Annotated in this window: 22 protein-coding genes; 14 read left to right on the top strand and 8 right to left on the bottom strand. The window is 72.0% G+C overall.

What is annotated here, in order from left to right; genetic code table 11:
- Nucleotides 1–75: 75 nt before the first annotated feature.
- Complete coding sequence (locus JT362_RS28540) at nucleotides 76–279, top strand: DUF397 domain-containing protein (RefSeq protein WP_260194930.1); 204 nt, start codon at nucleotides 76–78, stop codon at nucleotides 277–279.
- On the opposite strand, the gene JT362_RS28535 is transcribed toward JT362_RS28540, so the two are convergent.
- Both JT362_RS28535 and JT362_RS28530 read right to left on the bottom strand, forming a co-directional pair.
- Nucleotides 268–1,299, bottom strand: coding sequence for a 5'-methylthioadenosine/S-adenosylhomocysteine nucleosidase family protein (locus JT362_RS28535; RefSeq protein ID WP_260194929.1), 1,032 nt, complete (start codon nucleotides 1,297–1,299; stop codon nucleotides 268–270). The genes JT362_RS28540 and JT362_RS28535 overlap by 12 nt on opposite strands.
- Before the next feature lie 25 nt (nucleotides 1,300–1,324).
- Nucleotides 1,325–2,164 carry a helix-turn-helix domain-containing protein gene (locus tag JT362_RS28530; protein WP_260194928.1) on the bottom strand — a complete coding sequence of 280 codons (840 nt, stop codon included), beginning with the start codon at nucleotides 2,162–2,164 and terminating at the stop codon, nucleotides 1,325–1,327.
- Between the two features lie 251 nt (nucleotides 2,165–2,415).
- Between JT362_RS28530 and JT362_RS28525 the strand changes: the two genes are divergently transcribed.
- The gene (locus tag JT362_RS28525) at nucleotides 2,416–2,631 is read left to right on the top strand and encodes a hypothetical protein (RefSeq protein WP_260194927.1); all 216 of its coding nucleotides are present in this window, start codon (nucleotides 2,416–2,418) and stop codon (nucleotides 2,629–2,631) included.
- Between the two features lie 21 nt (nucleotides 2,632–2,652).
- On the opposite strand, the gene JT362_RS28520 is transcribed toward JT362_RS28525, so the two are convergent.
- Nucleotides 2,653–3,600 (bottom strand): ABC transporter permease, encoded by a 948-nt coding sequence (locus tag JT362_RS28520; protein ID WP_260194926.1) that lies wholly within the window; start codon nucleotides 3,598–3,600, stop codon nucleotides 2,653–2,655.
- Nucleotides 3,597–6,473, bottom strand: coding sequence for an alpha/beta fold hydrolase (locus JT362_RS28515; protein ID WP_260194925.1), 2,877 nt, complete (start codon nucleotides 6,471–6,473; stop codon nucleotides 3,597–3,599). Before JT362_RS28515 ends, JT362_RS28520 begins: the two co-directional genes overlap by 4 nt.
- A gap of 281 nt (nucleotides 6,474–6,754) precedes the next feature.
- Here JT362_RS28515 and JT362_RS28510 point away from each other — a divergent pair, with 281 nt between their 5' ends.
- Nucleotides 6,755–7,873 carry a TerC family protein gene (locus JT362_RS28510; RefSeq protein WP_260194924.1) on the top strand — a complete coding sequence of 373 codons (1,119 nt, stop codon included), beginning with the start codon at nucleotides 6,755–6,757 and terminating at the stop codon, nucleotides 7,871–7,873.
- Here the strand turns inward: JT362_RS28510 and JT362_RS28505 are convergent, their stop codons facing one another.
- On the bottom strand, nucleotides 7,874–8,527 hold the full coding sequence (locus tag JT362_RS28505; protein ID WP_260194923.1) for an RES family NAD+ phosphorylase: 654 nt from the start codon (nucleotides 8,525–8,527) through the stop codon (nucleotides 7,874–7,876). It abuts the gene before it with no gap.
- 158 nt (nucleotides 8,528–8,685) lie between these two features.
- Between JT362_RS28505 and JT362_RS28500 the strand changes: the two genes are divergently transcribed.
- The 3 genes from JT362_RS28500 to JT362_RS28490 are packed head-to-tail and all read left to right on the top strand — an operon-like array spanning nucleotide 8,686 to nucleotide 10,849.
- The gene (locus tag JT362_RS28500) at nucleotides 8,686–9,291 is read left to right on the top strand and encodes a dihydrofolate reductase family protein (protein ID WP_260194922.1); all 606 of its coding nucleotides are present in this window, start codon (nucleotides 8,686–8,688) and stop codon (nucleotides 9,289–9,291) included.
- Between the two features lie 14 nt (nucleotides 9,292–9,305).
- Nucleotides 9,306–9,629 (top strand): YciI family protein, encoded by a 324-nt coding sequence (locus JT362_RS28495; protein WP_260194921.1) that lies wholly within the window; start codon nucleotides 9,306–9,308, stop codon nucleotides 9,627–9,629.
- Complete coding sequence (locus tag JT362_RS28490) at nucleotides 9,626–10,849, top strand: RNA polymerase sigma factor (protein WP_260194920.1); 1,224 nt, start codon at nucleotides 9,626–9,628, stop codon at nucleotides 10,847–10,849. The genes JT362_RS28495 and JT362_RS28490 overlap by 4 nt, the downstream gene beginning before the upstream one ends.
- Nucleotides 10,850–10,979: 130 nt before the next feature.
- Here JT362_RS28490 and JT362_RS28485 read toward each other — a convergent pair whose 3' ends face one another.
- Complete coding sequence (locus JT362_RS28485) at nucleotides 10,980–11,564, bottom strand: DNA-binding protein (protein WP_260194919.1); 585 nt, start codon at nucleotides 11,562–11,564, stop codon at nucleotides 10,980–10,982.
- A gap of 114 nt (nucleotides 11,565–11,678) precedes the next feature.
- Here JT362_RS28485 and JT362_RS28480 point away from each other — a divergent pair, with 114 nt between their 5' ends.
- From JT362_RS28480 to JT362_RS28465, 4 genes are read left to right on the top strand one after another with little or no spacing between them, the layout of a single operon-like run.
- Nucleotides 11,679–13,322, top strand: a complete 1,644-nt coding sequence (locus JT362_RS28480) for a sugar ABC transporter ATP-binding protein (RefSeq protein ID WP_260194918.1) — start codon at nucleotides 11,679–11,681, stop codon at nucleotides 13,320–13,322.
- 39 nt (nucleotides 13,323–13,361) lie between these two features.
- Nucleotides 13,362–14,381 carry an ABC transporter permease gene (locus JT362_RS28475; RefSeq protein WP_260194917.1) on the top strand — a complete coding sequence of 340 codons (1,020 nt, stop codon included), beginning with the start codon at nucleotides 13,362–13,364 and terminating at the stop codon, nucleotides 14,379–14,381.
- Between the two features lie 12 nt (nucleotides 14,382–14,393).
- Entirely contained in the window at nucleotides 14,394–15,401 is a 1,008-nt protein-coding gene (locus JT362_RS28470; RefSeq protein WP_375546574.1) for a substrate-binding domain-containing protein, read from the top strand.
- Nucleotides 15,402–15,410: 9 nt separating this feature from the next.
- A complete protein-coding gene (locus JT362_RS28465; protein ID WP_260194916.1) occupies nucleotides 15,411–17,885 on the top strand; it encodes a glycoside hydrolase family 172 protein in 2,475 nt (824 codons plus the stop codon).
- A 55-nt stretch (nucleotides 17,886–17,940) separates the two neighbouring features.
- Here JT362_RS28465 and JT362_RS28460 read toward each other — a convergent pair whose 3' ends face one another.
- Nucleotides 17,941–18,945, bottom strand: a complete 1,005-nt coding sequence (locus tag JT362_RS28460; protein ID WP_260194915.1) for a LacI family DNA-binding transcriptional regulator — start codon at nucleotides 18,943–18,945, stop codon at nucleotides 17,941–17,943.
- A gap of 202 nt (nucleotides 18,946–19,147) precedes the next feature.
- Here JT362_RS28460 and JT362_RS28455 point away from each other — a divergent pair, with 202 nt between their 5' ends.
- From JT362_RS28455 to JT362_RS28440, 4 genes are all read left to right on the top strand, one after another.
- The gene (locus tag JT362_RS28455; RefSeq protein ID WP_260194914.1) at nucleotides 19,148–20,560 is read left to right on the top strand and encodes an L-fucose/L-arabinose isomerase family protein; all 1,413 of its coding nucleotides are present in this window, start codon (nucleotides 19,148–19,150) and stop codon (nucleotides 20,558–20,560) included.
- Nucleotides 20,553–22,079 carry an FGGY-family carbohydrate kinase gene (locus tag JT362_RS28450; RefSeq protein ID WP_260194913.1) on the top strand — a complete coding sequence of 509 codons (1,527 nt, stop codon included), beginning with the start codon at nucleotides 20,553–20,555 and terminating at the stop codon, nucleotides 22,077–22,079. The genes JT362_RS28455 and JT362_RS28450 overlap by 8 nt, the downstream gene beginning before the upstream one ends.
- An 81-nt stretch (nucleotides 22,080–22,160) precedes the next feature.
- Complete coding sequence (locus tag JT362_RS28445; protein ID WP_260194912.1) at nucleotides 22,161–22,580, top strand: peptidase inhibitor family I36 protein; 420 nt, start codon at nucleotides 22,161–22,163, stop codon at nucleotides 22,578–22,580.
- Nucleotides 22,580–22,993, top strand: a complete 414-nt coding sequence (locus JT362_RS28440) for a peptidase inhibitor family I36 protein (RefSeq protein WP_260194911.1) — start codon at nucleotides 22,580–22,582, stop codon at nucleotides 22,991–22,993. The genes JT362_RS28445 and JT362_RS28440 overlap by 1 nt, the downstream gene beginning before the upstream one ends.
- A 51-nt stretch (nucleotides 22,994–23,044) precedes the next feature.
- On the opposite strand, the gene JT362_RS28435 is transcribed toward JT362_RS28440, so the two are convergent.
- A complete protein-coding gene (locus tag JT362_RS28435; protein WP_260194910.1) occupies nucleotides 23,045–25,846 on the bottom strand; it encodes an AfsR/SARP family transcriptional regulator in 2,802 nt (933 codons plus the stop codon).
- Between the last annotated feature and the right edge of the window lies 1 nt (nucleotide 25,847).

Below are 25,847 nucleotides of genomic sequence, written 5' to 3'. Positions count from 1 at the left end.
CTACGCTTGATCCGACCCAATTTCGCCGCGCGGCTCCAGCACATTTGTTGTGCGAGCCCAGTCTGGGGGTGCGGGATGGCCGACAACACCACCTGGCGGACCAGCAGCGTCAGCGGCGGTAACGGTGGAAGTAGCTGCGTCGAAATCGCCATCACGCCGAACGTCGCCCTCGTCCGTGACTCGAAGAACCGCTCCGGCGCCGCGCTCTCGTTCACCGGTCCCGAATGGCGGGCATTCGTCATCGCCTTGTCCGGCCGAGGGAAAACCTCAGCGCAGTGAGCCCGCGGCGGCGTGGCCGTGGCCGAACGTGCTCTCCAGGGGCTGGCACTTGGCCAGCAGGGACCGGACGTAGGCGGCCGCGGTGAGCGAGGCGTAGCGGCGCCAGGCGTCGTCGCGGTGACCGTCGCCGTAGTCGCTGACGCCGCGGACGACGAACCACTCGCTCCCGCTCAGGAAACTGCTGCGGCCGATGCCCGCGCCCTCCATCTCCAGGGCGAGGAAGCCGTACCGTTCGGCGAGGTCGTCGCGGGCGGCCGCGTCGCGCACCGAGATGTCGGCACTGCCGATCGACCCGTAGTGCACCTTCGGCATCGATCCGCCCTTCGGATGCCCGCTGCGGTCGCGTCGGGGGTGTTGCAGCTGGTTGCCGGCACGGTCGCGCAGGATGTCGTTCGGCGGCCGCCCGTACCGGGCCAGGTTCGGCGGCCGGCCGCTGTCGAGCCACCGCTCCCAGGGACGCAGGCCGCCGAGTTCGTCCGCCTTGAGCAGGTCCGCGCAGCGGCCGAGGCGTGCCGACGGCTGCGGGAACTGCCGTCGTTGCTGGTCGCCGTTGGCGGCGCTGCGCACGTGGCCGTAGTCCACGATGCCCTGCGTCGCCACCACGATGTCGCCGAGCCGGACGTGCCGCTCCGGCTGCCGCGGGTTGGGCACGCCGGCGGCGATGCCCACCATCACGACCACCACGACGGACGGGAAGCTGCGCAGCAGGTGCGCGCAGCCGGCCGCCGCCGCGTCGGTCGCCGTCTGGCCGAGCAGGGTGAGCGCGACCGGGTGGCTGCGCTCGCTCTCCCGGCTGGGCACCGAACCCACCACGTACGACGCCGGGTCGCGGGGAACGTAGAACTCGGTCTGCTCCTCGATCAGTGCGCGCATGGCGGCGAACTCCTCGGGGATCGCCGTGACCAGGCCGATGGTGGGACCGTCGGGCGACTCGGACGAGCGTTGCCGGGGGAGCGGCTGGGGGAGCGGTGCCGAACCGGTTCCCGTGCCGCCGTCGCGCCCACTTCCTGCCCTGGTCATCGCACGACCGAGCCTCCCTCTGGGTCTAGGTGCCGACGCGCATCCGGTCGACCACCGAGTCGATCAACGTGTCCAGCTCACCTTCGCGGGTGGTGTAGTCGTCCAGCTCGTAGTACGTCTCGACGAACTCGCTGGTGGTGTCGAGGTCGTCGCGGATGAGCACGTCGCTGTGCGGGCTTTCCAGGTTGACGATCGGGTCCTCGTCCTCGGACGGGAACTCGAAGATGGTGAACGAACCACGCAGACCGGGGTGCATGCCGACGGAGAACGGCACGACCCGGATGTTGATGTTGGGCTGCTTGGCCATCACCCGGAGGTGTTCGAGTTGCTCGCGGGCCACCGCCGGTCCGCCGATCCACCGGTGCAGCGCTCCCTCGTCGATGACGAACCAGAACTCCTTGCCCCGCTCGGGTGCGAGGAGTTCCTGCCGCCGACGGCGGATCCGGGCCGCGCGTTCGACCCGCTCCGGTTCGTTCATGTAGCCCTCGAACAGCGTTCGCATGTAGGGCTCGGTCTGCAGCAGCCCGGGAACCGCGAACGAGATGAACTGCCGTACGCGCGTCGCGGAGTTCTCGTAGTCGAGGAAGTCGAGGAACTGCTGCCCGTAGTTCGGGCGGAACTCGTCCCACCAGACCTCGTCCCGCTTGCGGGTGATCGCGAGGAGTTCGTCGCTGCGCTCCGGGTCCCGGACGCCGTAGAAGTGGAGCATCGCCCGGACGTCCGCCCCGGAGACCTGGACGGCGCCGGTCTCGATGCGGATGAGCTTGCTGACGGACCAGTCGAGCGACTGCGCGGCGACCTTCTGAGTGAGGCCGGCGTCCTCCCGCAGGCGGCGTAGCTCCGCCCGGAGCCGTCGCAGTTGCATCGCACGGCTGCTGCCGCCCTGTGTCATCGGCTTACCTCTCACGGTGCTGTCGGCATCTGACGAGGCGCCAGCGGCCGATACGCCACCTGGCTTGAGGATACCTCGCATATGGCCAGTGTCACACTGGCAGGCGGCACGCTAGCAGGTTGCGGATCGATACCTGGCGGGACACAAAACCGATTCCGAGGAAGTTCACCCGACCAGGTGTTTCGCAGGGCCGGTGTGGCACGGTGTAACCAGGGAGGGATCACATGAGCGAGAACCCCGGGGTGTGGGAGATCCGCGTCGGCGTGCACGCGACCGAGCGGCAGGCGCGTGAGGTGGTGGAGCGGATCCAGCGGCTGTTGTGCCAGGACCCGGACCACGCGGGCCCGTGTGCGGTGCCGTGGAGCACGTCGCTGACCGAGTCCGACGACTATCCGGAGCTGCACGAGCAGTACGAGATCGAGCGGGCGTCCCGGGACTGAGAGCCCGGGACGCCCGCCCGGTCACGAGGTGATGTCCTTCGTGCGGAAGCGGCGGGCGGCCAGCAGGCCGAAGAACGCCGCGTAGGCGACGGCCGAGAACGCGCCGGCCGCCATGTTCGACCAGTCGATGTCGCGGGAGATCAGGTCGGACCAGGCGAACGCGTAGTGCGTCGGCAGGTAGTTCCGCAGGCCCTCCAGCGCGGTGATCTGGTCGAGGATCTGGGACAGGATCGCCACCAGCACCGCGCCGCCGACCGCGCCGAGCGGCGCGTCCGTGGACACCGTGAGGAACAGCGCCAGGCCGGCCACCCAGAGCACGTGGATCGCCAGGTAGATCACCGTGAACAGCAGCGCGAGCATCGACTCGTCGAACGGGATCGCGTCGCCGGTCGGGCTGACCGCCTCGCCCGCACCGTAGAAGATCAGGCCCACCAGCAGCGACATCGCCGGCAGCAGGGTGATCGCCAGCAGCGACAGCAGCCCGGACGTGATGGCCTTCTGCCGCATCAGCCGATGCCGGGGGACCGGCGTCGCCAGCAGGTACTTCAGGCTCGACCAGGACGCCTCGCTGGCGATCGTGTCGCCGAAGAACAGCGCCACGATCATCGGCAGCAGGAAGCTCGACACCGCGAACAGCACGAACACCACGAAGTTCGGGGCGCTCGACGTCGCCAGGTCGACGAACCCGCCGGACCGCTGCCCGGTGGCCTCGGTGCCGAACTCGAACGCCGCCCACAGGATCCACGGCAGCAGCACCAGGAACCCGAGCACCAGCTGCACCCGGCGCCGCCGCAGCTGCCGGGCCAGCTCGACCCGCAGCCGCAGCGTCCGCCGCGCCTTGTAGCCGACCACCGACCCGTCCGGCGCGACCTCGACCCGCTCCTGCGCGGCCGCGTCGGTCAGCTGCTCCAATGCCGCCGGATCCGTGTGAACGTCGTGGTCAACGCTGTGGTCCTCGACCGGCGTCATTTCCGGCTCTCCTCTCCGACCAGCTGCAGGAAGGCGTCCTCCAGGCGGCGGCGTGGCCCGGCCTGCTCGACCGCGACCCCCGCCCGCACCAGCGTCGCCAGTGCCTCGGCCCTGGCCAGCCCGTTCAGGTTCGCGTGCACCAGCGGGCCCTCGACGACCACGTCGTGCACGCCGTCCGAGTCGCGCAGCACGTCGGCCGCGTCGATCGGGCGGTCGACCCGGAAGGTGGCCTCGCCCGCGCCGCCCACGATGGCCTCGACCGGGCCGGTCGCGACGAGCTTGCCGTGGTGCATCACCACCACGTGGTCGCAGGTCTGCTCGACCTCCGCCAGCAGGTGCGAGGACACCAGCACGGTGCGCCCGGCCGCCGCGTACCGGCGCAGCACCTCACGCATCTGGTGGATCTGCGGCGGGTCGAGCCCGTTGGTCGGCTCGTCGAGTACCAGCAGGTCCGGCAGGCCGAGCATGGCCTGCGCGATCGCCAGCCGCTGCCGCATGCCCTGGCTGTAGGTCTTCACCCGCCGGTGCACCGCGTCGCCGAGCCCGGCGATCTCCAGCGCCTCGTCGAAGTGCGCCTTGTCCGCAGGACGGCCGGTCGCCGCCCAGTACAGCTCGAGGTTCGCCTTGCCGGACAGGTGCGGCAGGAACCCGGCGCCCTCGACGAACGACCCGATCCGCGACAGCACCGGCGCACCCGAGTACACCTTGTGCCCGAACACCCTGATGCTGCCGCCACTCGGCGAGATCAGCCCCATCAGCATCCGCAGCGACGTCGTCTTGCCCGCCCCGTTCGGCCCGAGCAGGCCGACGACCTGTCCGCGCTCCACCCGGAACGACAGGTCGTCGACCGCCTTCACCCCGCCCGCGTACGACTTCGACAGGTTGTCGATCACCAGCGGCACGTCGTCGAGCGCGGCGTCGTGGTCGACCGCCCGGCGCCGCCGGAACGCGCCCCAGACCGCGGCCAGCACGACCAGGCCGAGCACGATCCCGATGCCCACCAGCGGACCCGTCGGCAATCCGGTGTCCGACCGGGTGCCGGGCACCACCGGCGCCTCGAGCGCGCCGTCCTCGACCAGCGACACCCGGAACGCGGCGGGCTCCGGCGGCGTGGCGTAGGCCTGGTCGGTGGTGGTCACCACCAGCTCCACCCGCCGGTCGGTCTCGATCGGCCGCACGATGCCGGGCAGCGTCACGGTGACCTCGACCGGCGTGCCGTCGGCCGGCAGCGACGGGATCCGCAACGGCGACACCGCCGAGCCGGGCAGGACCCGCGCGCCGTCCGAACCCACGTCGTAGAGCTTCGCGAACAGCACCGCCCCGTCCTGGGCCGGCGCGCCCGGCAGCGTCGACACCAGCAGCCGGACCGTCGACGACCCGGCGATCAGCAGCTGGTTGTCCAGGGGCCGGCTGGCGAACCGCGCCGCCTGCCCCGGCATGTCGAACGCCACCCGCCCGGCCAGCCGCGACGAGCTGCCGATGACCGCGCCGAGCCCCGGCATGCTGCTCACCGACGCCGGGTTGCCGCCCGGCGGGTTGATGATCGTCTGCTGCGGGCCGTAGAGCCGCACCCGCTGCCGCTGCGCCACCTGCCCGCCGTCGAGCCCGGGATACGCGTCGGTGGAGACGGTCCGCACCGACGGCGCGCCCTGCACCCGCAGCGCGCCCTGCACGGCGTACTCGAAGCCGGTGCCCGGGTCCTCGCCCCGGCCGCGCAGGTGGAAGTCGAACCAGTCGGCGATCTCGCCGCGCAGCTGCGGGCCCGGCGCGCCGCCGTCGTGGCCGCCGGTGTACCAGACGACCTTGACCTCGCCGCCCGCCGCGCTGATCTGCCGCGCGTTCGCGTCGGCCTGGTCGAGCCCGAACAGCGTGTCCTGCTCGCCCTGCACCAGCAGCGTCGGCTGGGTGATCCGGTCGGTGACGGCCATCGGGGAGACCGAGCGCAGCAGGTCGACGGTCTGCTGGCTGGCCCGGCCGGTGGTGGCCACCTCGGCGTAGGCCGCGCAGATGTCCTGGCGGAACTTGCCGCACGGGTCGCCGGTGTCCAGCCCGCCCGGCGGGGCGCCGCCGCCCGGCGGTGCCCCGCCCTCGGCGGGTGCCTCCTCCGGGGCCGGTGCGCCGCCCGGGTTGGCCGGTGCGTCCGGGTCGTCGTCCTCGTTGCCCGGCTCGACCGCGTCCACCGACGGGTTGGCCAGCCCCGCGCCGCCGACCCCGGCGGCGAAGAAGATGCCGGCCCAGGACTGCTTGAACACGCCGTTGTCGGCGAACGCGTTGGCCGCCGGGGTGTCCGGCACGTCGCCGGTGGTGGCGGAGTTCGGCAGCAGCGCCTGGCTCAGGTCGTTGTAGGTGATGGTCGGGGCGAGCGCGTCGACCCGGTCGTCGGTGCCCGCGAGCATCAGCGAGAGCGCGCCGCCGTACGAGCCGCCGGTGACACCGACCCTCGGGTCGCCCTCGGCGTCGGTGACCACCTCCGGCTGCTCGGCGAGCCAGCTGACCAGCTCGCGCGCGTCGGCGACCTCCGCGTCCGGCGCGTTCAGCGAGATCTCGCCGGAGCTGACGCCGAACCCGCGGGCGGAGTAGGCGAGTACGACGAACCCGCGCTGGGCGAGCTCGCGGGCCTCCCCGTCGACGCTGTCCTTGCTGCCGCCGAACCCGTGCGCGACGATGATCGCGGGCGCCGGGGTCTGCTCTGGCAGGTAGAGCGTCGAGTCGAGGGTGATGTCGTCGGCGGCGCCGGCGAGCGTCTGCTCGCGCGTGCGGACCTCGGGTGGCTCGTCGCCGCTGTTGAGCCAGACGACACCGCCCGCGGCGACGACCACGACGGCCAGCCCGAGCAGGAGCCATCGCAGGTGGGATCGGGAGAATCGGGACACGGCATGACCGTATCCGCCGGTTCCTGAGAGTAGCTGAGAACCCCGTCCAGCCCGGTCGCCCGGTTCGTCCTGTGCGTCCTGAATGTGATCTAGGACAAGTCCGCTCGACTGGTGCGCCATCGCGTGGCACGCGACAATGGTGGGAGCTGTGGAGGGGAGTATTCCTTCGCGCCGGTGTCGTCAACACGGATCTTTGGGTGTGGGTCCCGGCGTCGGCGGCCAGCGGACCGCTGGCGGGAGAGACCTCCGGTCATAGTGACGTTGGACCGGAGGTTCACTGGATGAATGTGCCCGTTTGGATCTGGCTCGCCACCGTGGCGGGACTGATCGTGCTGCTCGCCATCGATCTGGTGATCGTGGACCGCAAGCCGCACGAGGTCACCGTCGGCGAGGCCGGCAGGTGGGTGGCCTTCTACATCGGCTGTGCCGTGTTGTTCGGAGTCGGGATCCTGGTGTTCTCGGGGGGCACCTACGCCGGCGAGTACTTCGCCGGCTACATCACCGAGTACTCGTTGTCCGTGGACAACCTGTTCATCTTCCTGGTGATCATGTCGGCGTTCAAGGTGCCGGCGATCCACCAGCACAAGGTGCTGCTCATCGGCATCGTGATGGCGCTGGTGCTGCGCGGCATCTTCATCGCGGTCGGGGCCGCGGCGATCTCCCAGTTCAGCTGGATTTTCTACGTGTTCGGCGCGTTCCTCGTCTACACCGCGATCAAGCTCTCCAAGTCCAACATCGGCAAGGAGAGCGAGGACGAGGAGTACGAGGAGAACCGGGTCACCAAGTGGGCCCGCAAGCTCTTCCCGGTCACCGAGGACTACCACGACGGCAAGATCTTCACCAAGATCGACGCCAAGCGGTACGCCACGCCGATGTTCATCGTGATGATCGCGATCGGCTCGGCCGACCTGATGTTCGCGGTCGACTCGATCCCGGCGATCTTCGGTCTGACCAAGGAGCCGTTCCTGGTCTTCGCCGCGAACGCGTTCGCGCTGATGGGCCTGCGGCAGCTGTACTTCCTGCTCGGCGGCCTGATCAAGCGGCTGGTCTACCTGTCGGTCGGGCTCGGGGTCATCCTCGCGTTCATCGGCGTCAAGATGATCCTCGAGGCGCTGCACACGAACACGCTGCCGTTCATCAACGGCGGCGAGCACGTGAGCGTGCCGACCGTGGGCATCGAGGTGTCCCTGCCGGTGATCATCGGCGTGCTGATCATCACCGCGGTGGCGAGCCTGCTCAAGACCCGCAAGGACGGCCGGCGCGAGACCGCGACCGGCCCGGACGCCCCCGCGCCCGCGCCGCACGGCACCCCGACCACCATGGGTGCCCCGGCCGAGCCGGAGGCCAACCCGGCCGCCGACGAGCCGCAGGAGGCGGAGCACGCCGACCGGCGCAAGTAGCTACGACAAGGTGTAGTTGAGGGAGTCGCACACCCGGGCCAGGGGCAGGTCCAGGCCCGGGTGGTCCAGCGGCAGCAGCACCTCGGGCTGGGCGGGCAGGGCGTCGCCGGCCGGTGGGTTCCACAGGCAGACCGCCGGGTCGCCGGAGTCCATCGACGAGCGGTACCAGAGCCCGTCCAGCTCACCGAACGCGCCGCGGATCGCCCGCGCCCACGCCTGGGTGACGTCCTTGGCGCCGCTGCTGATCTCCTGGGACGCGCCGGCGCGGGTGGGCCAGAGGCCGGTGAGGTCGAGCAGCCGCAGCGCACGGCGGGGCCGGACGACGACCAGGTGCGGGCGCCGGGTGACCCGGTCGACCACGGAGGTCTGCTGGAACACCTCGGCGATGCTGGTACGCACGGACAGGCCGAAGTAGAGGACGCCGTGCGCCGGGCTGTCCTGGCGGGTGCCGTCCGGGCCGGGCGGGTGCGGGTCGAAGCGCGCGTGCGGGAGCGGGCCGGTGGTGCGGAACGTGTTCCACCGCTGCTGGTGCCGCCCGCCCGCGTTGAACACCCGGACGATCCGCGTACCGGGGTGCACGACGGCGACGTCCTCGTCCGGGCGGAGAAGGTCGCGCAGGTGCTCGGGAGCCGGCGGCTGGGGGAGCCGGGACATGCGTCGGGGTGTCTCCTGGGTCGCCGGCGTCGCGGACGGTTCCAGCGTAGCCAGTCGGAAAAAAATCCGGGCGGCGGTGTCGGATCGGGGCGGCGCCGTTCGTAGCGGGGGTGAGAGGCCGCCCACCAGGGGCGCCTTCGAGGAACGGAACCCCGATCATGAAACTGACCACCACCACCCAGGTCTCCGTCGACGGCGTCGTGCAGGGCAACGGCGGGCGGGACGAGAACCGCGCTGGCGGGTTCGAGCGAGGCGGATGGGCCAGGCCGCTGTTCGACACCGAGGCCACGACGTTCGTCGACGAGGTGTACCAGGGCGCCGACGCGTTCCTGTTCGGCCGGCGGACCTACGACCTCTTCGCCGGCTACTGGGGTGTGCGCGAGGATCTGGAGAACCCGATCGTCGGCGCGTTGAACACGAAGCCCAAGTACGTCGTGTCGACCACGCTGACCGAGCCGCGCTGGGCGGACACGACGGTCCTCTCCGGCGACGTCGCCGCGGCGGTTCGCGAGCTGAAGGCCAGGCCGGGAGGTGAGCTGCAGGTGCACGGCAGCGGAACCCTGGTCCGGTGGCTGCTCGAGCACGACCTCGTCGACGAGCTGACCCTGCTCGTCGTGCCGGTGGTCGTCGGCCAGGGCATCCGGCTGTTCCCGGACACCGGTCCGGACCGAGCGCTCGACCTGGTCGAGTCACGCGCCTTTCCGGAGGGCATCACGCTTCAGGTCTACCGGCCCGGCGGCCGCCCCCGGTACGCGATCGACTAGAGGAGACTACCGAGATGCAGTATCTGGTTTCCGTGCTCAGCGACAGCGCCGACCTGGCCACCCCGGACGAGCAGTCCGCCATCAGCGTCTTCGACGACCGGCTCCGGGCGGAGGGCCACTGGGTCTTCGCCGGTGGCCTGGCCGCGCCAGACGCGGCGACCGTCGTCGACAACCGGGGAGCGGAGGCGATGGTGACCGACGGGCCGTACCTGGAGTCCAAGGAGTTCCTCGTCGGCTTCTGGATCATCGAGGCGCCCGACCTCGACGTGGCGCTCGCGCTGGCCGCCGAGGGGTCGAGGGCCTGCCACCGCAAGGTCGAGGTGCGCCCGTTCCGGTGACCACCGACGACGTTCCGGCGGCGATCACCCGCGCGCACCACGAGGAGTGGGCGCGGGTGGTCGCCACCCTGACCAAGCGCTTCGGCGACCTCGACCTCGCCGAGGAGTCGGCGGCCGAGGCGTTCGCGACCGCCGTGGAGCGGTGGGCGTCCGCCGGCGTGCCGCCGAACCCCGGCGCGTGGCTGACCACCACCGCCACCCGCAAGGCCATCGACCGGATCCGGCGCGAGCACCGGCGCGACGACAAGCAGCGGGAGGCCCGGATGATCCACGACGACCAGCCCGACGTCGCCGGCCCCATCGACGACGACCGCCTCCGGCTGATCTTCACGTGCTGTCACCCCGCGCTGGCGATGGAGAGCCGGGTGGCGCTGACGTTGCGGATGGTCGGCGGTCTGACCGTGCCCGAGATAGCCCGCGCCTTCCTGGTGCGGGAGACGGCGATGGGCCAGCGCATCACCCGCGCGAAGACCAAGATCAAGGCGGCGCGCATTCCGTACCGGGTGCCGTCGGCGGAGGATCTGCCGGCGCGGGTCGGCGGCGTGCTCGCCGTCCTGTTCCTGGTCTTCAACGAGGGCTACCTGGCGACCGGCCCTGACCCCGTTCGCCACGACCTGACCGCCGAAGCGATCCGGCTCACCCGCCTGATCCGCACCCTCCTGCCCGACGACGGTGAGGTGGCCGGGCTGCTGGCGCTGATGCTGCTCACCGAGGCGCGCCGCACCGCCCGGGTCTCGGCCGCCGGGGACCTGGTCCCGCTCGACGAGCAGGACCGCGGGGCGTGGGACGCCGCGCTGGTCGCCGAGGGGCACGGGCTGGTGCGCGAACGGCTGGCCACCGGGGTGGCACCGGGTCGCTACCAGCTGCTGGCCGCGATCAACGCCGTGCACACCTCCGCCCGGGACATGCGCGACACCGACTGGTCGCAGGTCGTCGCCCTCTACGACCAGCTCGTCCGCGTGGATCCCTCGCCGGTGGTCGCGCTCAACCGGGCCATCGCGGTCGCCGAACTGGACGGCCCGGAGGTGGCGCTGTCGGCCGTCGACCGGCTCGAGGTCGGCTTGGCGAACTATCACGCCTTCCACGCCACCCGCGCCGACCTCCTGCGCCGGCTGGGTCGCGCTCGGGAGGCGGGCGCGGCCTACGACAGGGCGATCGAGCTGGCGGGCAACACCGCCGAGATCGCGCACCTGACCCGTCGCCGCGACCGGCTGGGGTAGCGGTTCAGGGGGTGGGCACCGAAATTCGACACCGAACCCGTCGCCGCGACCGGCTGGGGTAGCGGTTCAGGGGTGGGCCACCACCGAAATTGCACACCCAACTCGTCGCCGTGACCAGCTGGGATAGCGGTCAGGCGGGTGTGCCCAGGGTGGCCACGAGGTCGGCCACCCGGCTCGGGTCGCCGGAGGCGAGGAGCCAGTCGCGCGGGGTGATGGGTTTGCCGGCGAGCCGGAGCTCGGCTTGCCGGGTGGTCATGAACGCGGCCACCACCAGCGGGGGCTGGTCGGGCGGGACGGCGGCCAGGACCACCGGCAGGCCCGGGAGCACCCCGGCGTCGGTGAACTGCCAGACCGGGAGTCGCCAGCCAGCACGGTCCTTCCAACCGGCGAGGCGGCCGTCGGCGAGGCGGTGCCGGATGCGGCTCGGGTCCACGGCGACGCGCTCGGCGGCGCCGGTCACCGTGAGCGCCGTGTCGCGCAGGACCGCCTGGGCGGCAACCGCTCTGGCTCGCGAGTCGCGTTCGGACGGTGCGCGGGGGGACAGGTCCAGGCCCACGTCCGCGAGCGCCGCGCGCTGGTCGGCGTCGAAGTAGTCGGCCGGGTCCGGGTCCGCCGGGGCCAGGCGGCTGGCCGCGTCCTCGACCAGGGCGAGGAACTCCTCGGACTCCACGCGCAGGCCGGCTCTGGCCAGGGCACCGCGCAGCGAGGCAGACATGCGCTCAGAATAGCACGAGCGTGCGCCTTCGTGCGCGCCTTGACACTCGAGTGGCGGCACCCTTAGCGTTCGGTAATCGATTTCTCAGACGCCCGGCTCGGCGACGAGGGATTCATGGACGACGGTGTCAGCACGCTGGTCGAGATGATCGGCATCAGCAAGTCCTACGGCGGTGTGCGCGCCTGCCGTGAGGTCGACCTCACCCTGCGCGCCGGCGAGGTGCACGCCCTCCTCGGCGAGAACGGCGCCGGCAAGTCCACCCTGATGAAGGTGCTCTCCGGCGACGTCACCGACCACACCGGGGAGATCAGGGTCGGCGGGCGACCGGTCCGGTTCGCGGCGCCGGTCGACGCCCAGCGCGTCGGGATCGCCATGATCCACCAGGAGCTGGATCTGGTGCCCGGCCTCTCGGTCGCCGAGAACATCTTCCTCGGCCGGGAACCGCGTACCCGATTACGAACCGTCGACCGCCGGGCCATGAACACGATTACCCGAGGGCTGCTCGACCGGTGTGGCGTCCGGCTCGACCCCCGGCGCCCGGTCGGTGAGCTGCGCACGGGGGAACAACAGCTGGTCACCATCGCCAAGGCGCTCTCCCTGGACGCCAAGGTGCTGATCATGGACGAGCCGACCTCCGCGCTCTCGCCGGTCGAGGTCGAGCAGATGTTCACCGTCATCACCGAGCTGCGCCGCGAGGGCGCGGGAATCGTCTACATCTCCCACCGCATGGACGAGATCGGGCGCATCGCCGACCGCGCCACGGTGCTGCGCAACGGCGCCGTCGTCGAGCAGTTCGACGCCCGCGACCTGACCGCCGAGAAGGCCGCGGAGGCCATGGTCGGGCGGCCGGTTCAGGCCATGTTCCGCACCCGCACGGTCGAACCGGGCGAGGAGGTGCTGCGGGTCACCGACCTCGTGGTCACGCCCCGCCGCGAGCGGTCCGGCCGCCGCGAGCCGGACGGGATCTCGCTGAACGTGCGGCGTGGCGAGATCGTCGGCGTCGGCGGGCTCCTCGGCTCCGGGCGCACCGAACTGCTCGAGACGCTGTTCGGCGCCGGCCCGCCGGGCACGACCCGCGGCGAGATCCTGTTCCGGGGCGAACCGCACCGGCCACGCCACCCGCGCCGCTCGCTGGCCGCCGGGATGGCGTTCGTGCCGGAGGACCGCCGGATCGCCGGACTCGCGCTCGACCACTCGGTACTGGCCAACACCGTTCTGTCCATCGTGGACCGGATCGCCACCGCCGGCGTGGTGCCGAGGGCCAGGGAGGCCGGCAAGGTGCGCGAGGTCGTCGCCGACCTGCGGGTGAAGCTCGGCTCGGTCACCGACCCGGTCGGCACGCTCTCCGGCGGGAACCAGCAGAAGGTCGTGTTCGGCCGGATGCTGCTCACCGAGCCGGCGCTGCTGCTGCTCGACGAGCCCACCCGCGGCGTGGACGTCGGCGCGAAGGCGGAGATCTACGCCCTGCTCGGGCGGGCCGCGGAGCAGGGGATCGGGGTGCTGCTCGCCTCCTCGGAGCTGGCCGAGCTGGTCGGCGTGTGCGACCGGGTAATCGTGCTCTCGGGCGGGCGCAGCGTGCGCGAGCTGGACACCCGGCACGCCGGCGAGGCCGACCTGCTCGCCGCGTCGATGGGCGAGGGCGGAACGGCGATGGCGGTCGAGACCGGCGCGGGAGCGAAGGAGCGGGCACCGTCTGGACTGAGGGGCGCGCGCAGGCGCGCCAGCGCCGAGCACGCGACGAGGGAAGACGGTGCCTGAGCGGATGAGCGGAGCGCCCATGGAAACAGGAGAGGCACAGTGAGTTTGTCCACACAGGACACCGAGACGAAGGCCGGTCGGCGGGACGTCGTGGCCTCGTTGTTCCGGTTCCAGAGCCTGTTCGGGCTGGTCGCGGTGTTCCTGGTGGCCGTGATCTTCTCCCCGCGACACGACGGCGAGCTGCTGTTCCTCAACAGCGACAACCTGTTCAACGTCGTCCGCGCGGTGTCCGAGATCGGGATCATGGCCGTCGGCATGACGTTCGTGATCCTGGTCGGCGGGATCGACCTGTCGGTCGGCGCGGTGCTCGGGCTCGCCGCGGTCGGGTCGGCCGTGCTGATGGTCGAGAGCGACTTCGGCGTGGCCGCGGCGGTGGTGATCGTGCTGGTCATCGGGGTCGTGTTCGGCTTCCTGCAAGGGGTCGCGTCGGCCGTGTTCGGCATCCAGGCGTTCATCGTCACGCTGGCCGGGATGCAAGTCGCCAGAGGGCTCGCCAGGATGTGGTCCGGCGGGCAGGGCGTGCCGATCGCCTACGGGGACGGGCCGGGGCAGGCGCCGGTGACGTTCTCGCTGCTCGGCGAGCGCACGTTCAACGGGCTGGTGCCGATCCCGGCGCTGATCTTCGCGGTGGTCGCGGTGGTCGCGATCGTGTTCCTGCGGACCAGCGCGTTCTCCCGGCACGTCTACGCCATCGGCGGCAACGAGAAGGCCGCGCGGCTGTCCGGCGTGCCCGTCACCCGCGTCAAAGTAATCGTGTTCTGCATCGCCGGTGGGCTCGCCGCGCTGGCCGGGATCGTGCACGCGGGCCAGCTCAACCAGGGCAGCCCCAACGACGGCTTCGGCTACGAGCTGGACGCGATCGCCGCGGTCGTCATCGGCGGCACCAGCCTGATGGGCGGCCACGGCACGGTCACCGGCACCGTCGCGGGCGCGCTGCTGCTCGGCGTGCTCAACAACCTCCTCGGCCTGCACGGCGTCGACCCGAACGTCCAGCTGCTCGTGAAGGGCCTCGTCATCGTCGTCGCCGCCGGCCTGCAGCGCCTGCGGCCAACCACCTAGAAAGGAATGATCATGGCCCGACGTCGTGCCGTGGCGACCGTGCTCACCATGGCCGCCGCGCTCACCCTGTCCGTCGCGTGTGGAACGACCAGTGAGAACAGCGGCCAGAACCAGCAGGCAGGCGGCCCGAGCGAGAAGTGCGAGGGCCCCGACGGCGAGTACACCATCGGCATGAGTCAGGCCAACCGGGCCGAGCCGTACCGCGAGCGGATGGACGACGACATCCGCGCCGCCGCCGAGGACGTGCCGCAGTTCACCGTCGAGTTCGCGGACGCCCAGCAGGACAACGCCAAGCAGGTGTCCGATGTGGAGAACTTCCTCACCAGGCAGATCGACGTGCTGATCATCAGCCCCAACGAGGCCACCCCGCTGACCTCCGTGGTCGCCAAGGCCTACAACCGGGGCATCCCGGTGATCGTGCTCGACCGCAAGGTGGACGGCGACGCCTACACCACCTGGATCGGCGCGGACAACGTCGAGATCGGCCGCACCGCCGGGGAGTACGTCGCCAAGACGCTGCTGCCCAACGGCGGCAAGGTCGGCGAGCTGCGCGGCCTGGCCGGCTCGACCCCGGCCAAGGAGCGCGGCGACGGGTTCCGCCAGGGCATCGAGGGCTCCGGCGTCGAGATCGTCGCCAGCGCCGACGGCGACTGGCTGCGCGACAAGGGCCAGTCCCAGGCCGACGCCATGTTCAAGGCCAACCCGGACATCCAGGTCGTGTACTCGCACAACGACCCGATGGCCGAGGGCGCGTACCTGGCGGCGAAGGCGGCCGGCAAGGAGAAGTCGATGAAGTTCATCGGCATCGACGGCCTGCCGATCCCGTCCGGCGGGCTCAAGGCGGTCGAGCAGGGCAGGCTGTCCGCGACGCTGATCTACCCCACGGCCGGCAAGGAGGCCGTCGAGGCCGCCGAGAAGATCCTCATCGACTGCGCCGAGGTGCCCAAGGAGCAGACCCTGGACACCCAGCTGATCACCGCGGACAACGCGGCCACCGTCTACAACGAAGCCAACAGCTGAGGAGCTCGCATGCGTGTCAGATCCCTGCTCGGGCTGGCCCTGGCCGGCGTCCTGCTCGTCCCCGTCCCGGCGGTCGCGGCCGCTCCCGAGGCCGCGCGGCACGGCGCCGACGGCAAGGGCCCGATCGGCTGGGAGACCTACCGCGACCTGGACGCGATGGCCCGGCTGCGCCCGGACGCCCAGGTCAAGCAGTTCTCCAGCTTCGACCGCACCGGCCAGAACGACGACGGCTTCAACAACACCTACTCCTGCCTGCGGCACACCGACCACGGCTGCGTGATCGCCGAGCACCTCGGCGCCGGTCAGATCGAGTCGATGTGGTTCACCCGCGACTACGGCTCGATGGTCCACAACGGACGCATCAGGATCGAGCTGGACGGCCGCACGGTGGTCGACGAGCTGCTGCAGGAGCTCGTCGACGGCAAGACCGGCGCGCCGTTCGTCTGGCCGCTGGTCGGCAACGGCGCCGACACCGCGGGCGGCTCGGTGGTCAAGGTGCCGATGCCGTACCGGGAGTCGATGCGGGTGACCGTCCAGAAGGACCCGTTCTTCCACCACGTGTCCTACCGCGAGTTCCCCGACGACCGGGGCGTGCGCACGTTCGACCCGCGCGACGAGGCCCGGGACGTCGTCGAGCGGCTGCGCGGCTTCGGCGTGCGCGACCCCAAGCCCGGTCTGCGCGGCGCCCGGACCACCTCGCACACCGCCGACCTGGCGCCCGGCGCGGCGGCGGAGTTCGCGTCGCTGGACGGGTCGGGGTGGATCACCGGGCTGCGGGTGCGGCTGCCGCAGGTGGTGGCGAGCCCCCGCGTGGTCGACGACGGACGCGCGTTCGGCGCCGGCGGATCGAGCACGTTCGAGGTGGCGGTCGACCGGCGCAACGACGGCGTGCGGCTGACCAGGCGGGTCGACCCGATCATCGGCGACCAGGTGGCGCGGCTGCTGGTCGATGGCACCCCGGTCGGCGAGTGGAACAGCGGCGAGGCCCGGCCGGCCGGAACCTGGGTGGACCAGACGCTCGACGTGCCGGCGTCGCTGACCCGGGGCAAGTCGAGCCTGCGGATCACCACCGAGTACGTGTCCTCGGCGCTGGACGTCAACGAGTTCCGGTACGACGTGCACAGCATGGTCGACGACCGGTTCGTGCGGACCGACGTGCTGGACCTCGGCGCCGCGCACCCCGGCGAGGAGCGGGCGCACGACTACTCGATCCGCAACCAGAGCTGGGAGGGCTCGCGGACCTACCGCTACCCGACCGCCCAGGCCGACGTGACCGCGTCGGACGCGGTGCTGGACGGTGCGCGGCTGCGGATCGCCTTCGACGGCGAGACCACCGTGGACGCCCCGGTCGGCGAGTTCTTCGGCTCCGGGCTCGGCGAGTACGACACCCGCACGCTGTTCTCCTCGATCGACGCCACCGCCGATGGCTGGTACTCGGCGTGGTGGGCGATGCCGTTCCGGTCCGGGGCGACGGTCTCGCTGGTGAACGAGAGCGGCGAGCCGATCACCGGCGCGACCGTCGAGGTCACCTCGGCCAGCGACCGCGACGCCGGCGAGGGCCTGTCCTCCGGCGAGCTCGGGTACTTCCACGCCACCCACCACCGCGGCGCCACGGTGCCCGACGAGTCGTGGAACTTCCTGACCACCGAGGGCTCCGGCGTGTTCTACGGCGTCACGCACTCGATGCGGGGCAACATCGCGAGCGGGAACCGGCGCAACTACCTGGAGGGTGACGAGCGGGTCTACGTGGACGGCGCGGCCTCCCCGACCATGTACGGGACGGGCAGCGAGGACTTCTACGAGGCAGGCTGGTACTTCCGCGACGGCACCACGTACGTCATGCCGACCGCCGGCAACCCCGCCTACGAGTTGGACGGCGACGGCTGCCGGTACGACTGCACCGGCGCGTACCGGCTGATGGTCGGTGACGCGGTGTCGTTCGGCTCGTCGCTGCGGTTCGACATCGAGCACGGCCCGCTGGACGACGAGCCGGCGGACTACAGCTCGACGGCGTACTGGTACGGCCACGAGCGGCCGACGTTCACCGAGACCGACACGGTGGACCTGGCCGACGCCGACTCCCGGGCCGCGCACGACTACCGGGCGGACGGCGAGACCACGGGCACGCTGACCTCCACGTTCGAGGGCGTCGGCGACACCACACCGGTCACCGGGGACGTCACCGGCGCCACCGGCCGGGTGTCGTTCGAGCTGGCGGTGTCCCCGGCCAACGACGGCGTGCGCCTGCTGCGGCTCGGCGACCAGGCCGAGTCCTACCAGCGGGCCACCGTGTACGTCGACGACCGCCGGGTGGGGGAGTGGCTCCAGCCCCTGGGCAACCAGCACTCCCGCTGGCTCGAGGACACCTTCGAGCTACCCGCCTCGGCGACGTCCGGCAAGGACTCGGTCACCATCCGGATCGAGCCCGCCGATGACGCCCCAACCTGGTCCGCCGCCCGCTACCGCGCCCTCTCCCGAGGCTGACCGGGTAATGCCCTGAAGGTGACCGTCAGGACGCTGGGCGTCTCGACGGTCACCTTCAGGGCAGGTCACCCCGGTGGGAGCTCTCGCGTTCGATGAGGCGGGCGCCGAGGGTGGTGGTCGTGGCGGCGCGGGTGTTGTCGGCGATCCTGGCGAGCAGGAGCTGCGCGGCGACGGTGCCGATCTCGTAGGCGGGCTGGGCCACGACGGTGAGCGGCGGGTCGACCAGTTCGGCCCACGGGACGTCGTCGAACGCGACCACGCCGACGTCCCGGCCGGGGCGGCGGGAGGCCTCGTTGAGGGCGGCCAGGACGCCGATGGCCATCGCGCTGTTGGCCACCAGCAGCGCGTCCGGCGGCTCGGGCTGGGCCAGCAGGTCCTGGGCGGCCCGGTTCGCGCCGGCGGCCTTGAACTCGGTACGCCGGACCAGCCGGGGGGAGCTCTTCATGCGGGCGGCGCGCAGCGCGTCCCGGTAGCCGGCGAGCCGGTCGTCGGCGGTGCGGACGCCGGACGGGCCGGTGACGCAGCCGATCCGCTGGTAGCCCTGCGTCATCAGGTGCTCGGTGGCCTCGCGGGCGGCCAACCGGGTGTCGACCAGGACCGTGTCGCTCGGGCGCTCCGGCAGCGGGCGGTCGACCGCGACCAGCGGGGTGCCCCGGTTGATCAGCAGGTCCACGTTCGTGGCGGTGGGCGTCGGCGACATGATCACGCCGGCCACCCGCTCCTGGATGGCGACGTCGACGTACCGGCGCTCCTTGTCGGCGTTCTCGTCGGCGTTGCACAGCACGACCGAGTAGCCGACGGCGTGCGCCACGTCCTCGACGCCGCGCGCGATCGCGGTGAAGAACGGGTTCTCCACGTCGCTGATGATCAGCGCGATGACCGCTGCCTCCTGTCGCCGGAGGTTGCGGGCCGGGCCGTTCGGCTGGTAGCCCAGCTCCCGCGCGGCGGCGAGCACCCGCGCCGCCAGCTCGGGATCCACTGTGGACTTGCCGTTCAACGCCCTGGACACCGTCGCCGTTGACACCCCGGCGAGGGACGCGACGTCGCTGATCGTTGCCACCTGGCCTCGCTTTCCTGCTGTGGGCTAGAGACCCTACCGGGGCCTATTGACACCGCCCGCAACACAAGAATAGCTTCTGAGAAAACGATTACTCCACCGTGGGAGTGGAACGAAGGAGCGGGCGCCGTCTGGACGCGACGAGGGAAGACGGCGGCTGAGCGGATGAGCGAAGCGACAGGTCGAACACACAGGAGGATGACGCGTGGCTCGCATCGGCGTGATCAACATCTCGGACGGTCGCGACTACGTCCACGGCGGCATCGCCGACTTCATCCGCACCAACGAGGACAAGCTCGTCGCGAGCCTGGAGGCCGCCGGGCACGAGGTGGTCCGGGCGGGCGAGGCCGTCTCGACGAACACCCTCGCCACCTCCCTGGCCAGGCAGGTCCAGGCCGCCGACGTCGACCTCACCGTCCTGCACTACTGCGTCTGGGCGTTCCCGCACTTCACCATGCTCGCCGCCGGGCAGCTCACCGGCCCGCTGCTGCTGCTCGCCAACATCGACCCGGTCCAGCCGGGCATGGTCGGCATGCTCGCCGCCGGCGGCGCCCTCGACCAGATCGGGCGCCGGCACACCCGGCTGTGGGGCGATCCCGAGGACGCCGAGCTGATCGGGAAGATCGGCGTGCGCGCCACCGCGGCCGGCGCGGTCGCCCGCCTGCGTGGCCAGACGTTCGGCCGGATCGGCGGCCGCCCGATGGGCATGAACACCGCCGTCGCCAACACCGACCAGTGGCAGCGGCAGTTCGGCGTCGACGTCGAGGAGATCGACCAGTGGGAGATCGTCCGCCGCGCCGAGGCCGCCGACCGGGGGGAGAAGGCCAAGGCCCGCCAGTGGCTCGAACAGCACGCCACCGTGCACTACGACGGCGACAAGCTCACCGAGGAGCTGCTGGAACGCCAGATCGGCTCCTACCTGGCCATGCGTGAGCTGATCGACGAGTGGAACCTCGACTTCACCGGCATCAAGGGCCAGCCGGAGCTCACCCAGCACTTCGCCACCATGGACGTCGCCGAGGCGTTCCTCAACGACCCCTACGACTGGAACGGCCCCAAGGAGCCGCACGTCTGCGCCACCGAGGCCGACATGGACGGCGCGCTGACCATGCAGCTGCTCAAGCACGTGGCGAACACGCCGGTGCTGTTCGCCGACGTCCGGCACTACCACGGCGACCGCGACATCTGGGACCTGTGCAACTCCGGCCAGCACGCCACCTGGTACGCCGCCCGCAGCGACGACCCGGCCGAGAACCTCGCCAAGGTCCACCTCTACCCGGAGGTGTTCTTCTTCCCCGCCGGCGGCGCCTCCGTACAGCACATCGCGGCCCCCGGTCAGATGACCCTCGCCCGGCTGACCCGCGACGACGGCCGCTACCGGCTCCAGCTGATGCTCGGCGAGTTCGAGAACTACGACGAGGCCACCACCAAGGCACTGACGGACATGTCCACCCCGGAGTGGCCGCACGCATTCGCCCGGCTGGACGCGCCGGCCGAGGTGTTCCTGTCCCGCTTCGGCGCCAACCACATCCACGCGGTGCCCGGCGACCGGCGCGCCGAGCTGCGGGCGGTCTGCGACCTGCTCGACGTCACCCTGGACGAGTTCACCCGTGGCTGACCTGTACCTGGGCGTCGACATCGGCACGTCCAGCTCGAAAGGCGTACTGGTCACCGGATCGGGTGAAATCCTGGCCAGGGCGAGCCGCGAACACCGCACCGCCACCCCGCACCCCGGCTGGGTCGAGCACGACGCCGAGACCGTGTGGTGGGCCGACTTCCTCGCCATCACCCGCGAACTGGTCGCCGCGGCCGACGCCCGGCCGGCCGGGCTCGCGGTCAGCGGGATCGGCCCGTGCCTGCTGCCCGCGGACGGGGCGGGCCGGCCGCTGCGCCCGGCGATCCTGTACGGCGTCGACACCCGCGCCGGCACCGAGATCGCCGAGCTGACCGAGGAGCTGGGTGCCGAGGAGATCCTGCGCCGCGGCGGCACCCCGCTCTCCAGCCAGGCGGTCGGTCCGAAGCTCCGTTGGCTGGCCCGGCACGAGCCGGACGTCTACGCGCGCACCGAGAAGCTGCTCATGGCCAGCTCGTACCTCGTGCACCGGCTCACCGGTCGCTACGTGCTCGACCACCACTCGGCCAGCCAGTGCGACCCGATGTACGACCAGCACCGCCTCGACTGGGCGACCGACTGGGCGCGGACCGTCGCGCCCGGCCTGACCCTGCCCGACCTGGCCTGGCCCACCGAGGTCGCCGGCACCGTCACCGCCGAGGCCGCCGCCGAGACCGGGCTGCCGGCGGGCCTCCCGGTCACCGCCGGCACCGTCGACGCCTGGGCCGAGGCCACCAGCGTCGGCGTGCGCGAACCCGGCGACGTGATGGTCATGTACGGCACCACGATGTTCCTGATCCAGGTCATCGAGGAGCCCCGCCCGCACCCCGGCCTGTGGACCACCAGCGGCGTGTTCCCCGGCACCCGCTCGCTCGCCGCCGGCATGGCCACCTCGGGCGCGGTCACCGACTGGCTGCGCCGGCTCGTCGGCGGCGACTTCACCACCCTGGTCGCGGAGGCGGCGGCGGTGCCGCCCGGCAGCCGGGGCCTGCTGCTCCTGCCCTACTTCGCCGGGGAGCGCACCCCGATCTTCGACCCGGACGCCCGCGGCGTCATCGCCGGACTCACCCTCGAACACGGGCGCGCGGAGCTGTACCGGGCGGCCCTGGAGGGCATCGCGTACGGCGTGCGGCACAACCTCGAGGCGATGCGGGAGGCAGGCGGCCGGGCGCGACGGCTGGTCGCGGTCGGCGGCGGCACCCAGGGCGGACTGTGGACCCGGATCGTCACCGACGTCACCGGCGAGGAACAGCAGGTGCCGACCGAGACCGTCGGCGCCTGTCTTGGCGACGCGCTGCTCGCCGCGGTCGCCACCGGTGCGGACGTCGACATCGACGCCTGGAACCCGCCCGACCACACCGTCGCCCCCGAGTCCGGCGGCTACGACGCGTTCTACCAGCGGTACCGCGAGCTGTACCCGGCGACCGAGGACGTCGCCCACTTCCTCGCCGGCGAGCAGCACGCCGCGGACCGCGCCACCCGACCGGGCCGGGTCGATCAGGACGAGCACCGGCTCCCGGGTTAGGTCGGACTTAGCCCGGATGTAGCCGCCTCGAGCACTCTTCTCCGCAGCGGGACCACAGCCCGCGCGAAAGGGGAGAAGAGAATGCGAATCCGATCCAGGGTCGCCGTCGCGGCGCCGCTGCTCGCGGTGGCCGTGTCGGGGCTCGCGACCGGGACCGCGACGGCCGACGTCCGCGCCGCCTCGAACTACGACGGCGTGTGCCAGGACGGCGAGCTGTGCCTGTACTACAACACCAACCGGGACGGCTCGTCCTACGCCGACTTCTACTACGGCGTGATGGACTTCGCCACGTCGCGGTTCATCGCGCCCGGCCGGGGCGAGGGCCAGCCGGTGAAGAACAACGCCGCGTCGGCCTGCAACAAGGACGACCGGCTGACCGCCAGGATCTACTTCAACTCCGGCTGGGAGGGCGTCTACGACGAGATCCCGCCGAACACCTGCGAGCGCCTGGCCGACACCTACAACGAGAACGCCTCGTTCTCCTGGGTGGGTGAGGTCTGATGGCGAAGCGCCGGATCGTGGCCGTCGCGGCGATGATCGCGACGGCCCTGGTCGGACTGTTCGCGACGCCGGCGGCGGCAGCGCGGCATCCCATGATGGGACCGTACGACGGCATCTGCGACAACTACGAGATCTGCCTGTACTACAACAGCAACTGGCAGGGCTCGGTCGCCGACTTCGCCAGCAGCGTCCCGGACTTCGCCGGGAAGGTGTTCAAGGGTCCCGGCGCGGGCAAGGGCCAGGGGGTGAAGAACAACGCGGCATCGGCCTGCAACTACAACCCGAACTACGTCGCGGTCGTGTACTTCAACTCCTGGTACTCGGGCCGGGCGGACGTCATCCCGCCGGGTGAGTGCGAGAACCTGCTGATCACCTACAACGAGAACGCGTCGGTCAAGTGGGCCCCGCTCTGACTGGCCGGGGGAGGGGAACCCGGCCGGTGGCGTGCCCCGCCACCGGCCGGCTCACCCGGAGCCCGGGCCCGCGACCGAGCGCCACAGCGTCCGCGCCCGGTCCAGGTCGCCCAGTAGTTCCCAGCACCGCGCCTCGTCCATCCGCGACCCGTGCCGGCTGAAGATCTCCGCCGCCTGCTCCAGGTCCGGCACCGCCCGCGCGCGGTCATCCCGCCCGAGGTGGATCTCGCCCGACTTCATCAGGGTGTAGGCCACACAGCGGTCGTCGCCGAGGGAGGCGAAGATGTCCTCGGCCCGCCGCAGGTTGGTGAGCGCGATCCCCGGCTCGTGCAGTGCGCACATCTCCCGCAGCACGACCGCCTCGCGGTGCGCGTCGCCGAGGTGACGGCTCAGCGTCAACGCCTCGGTGAACCAGTGCCGGGCCTGCTCGACCTCGTCCCGGGCCTGGTACATCGCGCCGATCGCGCTCATCAGCTGCGCCTCGGTGTGCCGGTCGCCCGCCGCGGTCACCAGCTCCAGCGCCTGCTTCGCCCGGTCGAGCGCCTGTTCGTGCTGGTCGAGCACCCGGTGGATGGTGCCCAGCCCGGCGGTCGCCAGGCCCTCGCCGAGCTTGTCGCCGACCTCGCGGAACAGCTCGGCCGAACGTTCCATGTTCGCCGTCGCCGGGGTGAAGTCGTCGCGGTAGATCTGCACCTGGGCGAGCCCGCGCAGCAGCACCGCCTCGCCCAGCCGGTCACCCGCCCGGCGGACCGCGGCCAGCGCGGTCTGGTGCCCGTGCTGCCAGTCCTCGTACCGGCTGTGGTGGTCGTAGTACGGCACCGCCACCGTCGCCAGCTCCCACGCCAGCTCGGCCAGCCCCCACTCCGCCGCCAGCCGCACCCCGTCCAGCAACGCGACCCGCTCGGCGGCGAACCAGGTCACCGGGTCCGCCTCGGCCCGGCGCGCCACCCCGGCCGGTGCCGCCCGCCGCGGCGCCGTCCCGGGCGGCGGCCGGAACAGGCTGGGCGGCAACGCGTCCGCGGCCCGCGTGGTCAGGTCCAGCCAGGTGGCCAGCAGCCGGGTGACCGCGTCGCGGCGCTCGGCCAGCGGGATCGCCTCCGCGCCCTCGGCGGCGTACGCGCGCAACAGGTCGTGCAGCCGGTAACGGGGCTGGCCGCTGGCGTCCGTGGTGACCAGGCGGGCGAGGTTGGCGTCGACCAGCGTGTCCAGCAGCTCGTCGGCCGGACGGTCGAGCAGCGGATCGAGCACCCAGCCGGGCACCGTCCACGGGCCGAGCGTGCCGAACAGGCGCAGCGCGCGCAGCGACTCCTCGTCGAGCAGCCGCACGCTCAGGTCGAAGCTGGCGCGCACACCCAGCTCCCCGAGCCGCAGCTCGGACAGCCGCCGCGACTCGTCCTCCAGCCGCTCGCGCAGCACCCGCAGCGACCACGCCGGCCGGCCGAGCAGCTTGCCGGCGGCGATCCGGATAGCCAGCGGCAGGTGTCCGCACGCCCGCAGGATCGCGGCCGCGTCATCCGGCTCCCGCTCGACCCGGCCGGCGCCGACGATCCGGGTGAACAGGTCCAGCGCCTCGCCGTGGTCGAGCACGTCCAGCTCGGTGTGCCGGGCGCCGGGCAGGTCGGTGAGCACGCTCCGGCTGGTGACGATCGCGGCGCAGGACCCGGTCGGCGGCTGGAGCCAGCCGACCTGCTCGGCGCTGGCGGCGTCGTCGAGCACCAGCAGCATCCGCCGGTCGGTGACCAGCGACCGGTACAGCGCGGCCCTGGCGTGCAGGCCGTCCGGCACGGCGGCGCCGGTCACGCCGAGCGCGTGCAGCACCTCGGCCAGCAGCACCGCCGGGGCGCGCGGCTCCGGGGACGTGCCGGTCAGGTCGAGGTAGAGCTGCCCGTCCGGGAAGTCCGGAGCGGCGCGGCGGGCGGCGTGCAGGGCCAGGGTCGACTTGCCGATCCCCGGCCCGCCGGAGATCACCCACACCGGGGGCGGCGCGGTGGGGTAGCGGTCGGCGAGCGCCGCCGCGATGGCGTCCAGCTGGGCCTGACGGCCGGTGAAGTCCGGCACGTCGGCTGGCAGCTGGCAGATCGGCGGGACCACCACGGCCGGCGGCGCCACGTCGAGCGCCAGCGTGGGGTCGTCGGCGAGGATCCGCCGGTGCAGGTCCCGCAGGTCGGCGCCCGGTTCGACGCCCAGCTCGTCGACGAGCACCTGGCGGACGCGCTGGTAGCTGCCGAGCGCCTCGGCCTGCCGGCCGCTGCGGAACTGGGCGAGCATCAGGTGCGCCCACGCCCGCTCGCGCAGCGGGTGCTCCTCGACGTGCCGGCGCAGCTCGCCGATCAGCGTGGTGTGCCGGCCGCGGTCGAGGTCGGCCGCGACCCGGGTGTCGAGCGCGGTCAGCCGCTTCTCGGTCAGCCGCTCCGCCTCCGCGGTGACCGTCGCCGACGCCGGCACGTCGCCGAACGCCGGGCCCCGCCAGAGCGCGAGCGCCTCCGCGAGGTGCTCGGCCGAGGACTCCGGGCGGCTGTCCCGGTGGGCTGCGTGCCCCTGGTCGGCGAGCAGCTCGAACCGTTGAGCGTCGGTGTCCTCCGCGCCGACCACCAGCCGGTAGCCGGGGGCGACCGTGGTCAGCACGTCCTCGCCGAGCAGGCGGCGCAGGCGCAGCACGTAGCCGTGCACCTGGGTGGTGGCGGTCTTCGGCGGCGTCTCGCCCCACAGCTCGTCGACGATGGTCTCGGTGGGTACGGTCTGGTTCGCGCGGACCAGCAGGGTGGCGAGCAGCAGCCGCACCTTGGCCGCCCCGACGGTGACCCACGCGGTGCCGTCGAACACCTGCAGCGGCCCGAGCAGCCGGAATCTCACG

The organism is Actinophytocola gossypii (assembly GCF_025165815.1).
Lineage (GTDB): Bacteria > Actinomycetota > Actinomycetes > Mycobacteriales > Pseudonocardiaceae > Actinophytocola > Actinophytocola gossypii.
The sequence above is the reverse complement of the archived record's forward strand: the minus strand, read 5'-3'. Positions and strand labels throughout refer to the sequence as shown.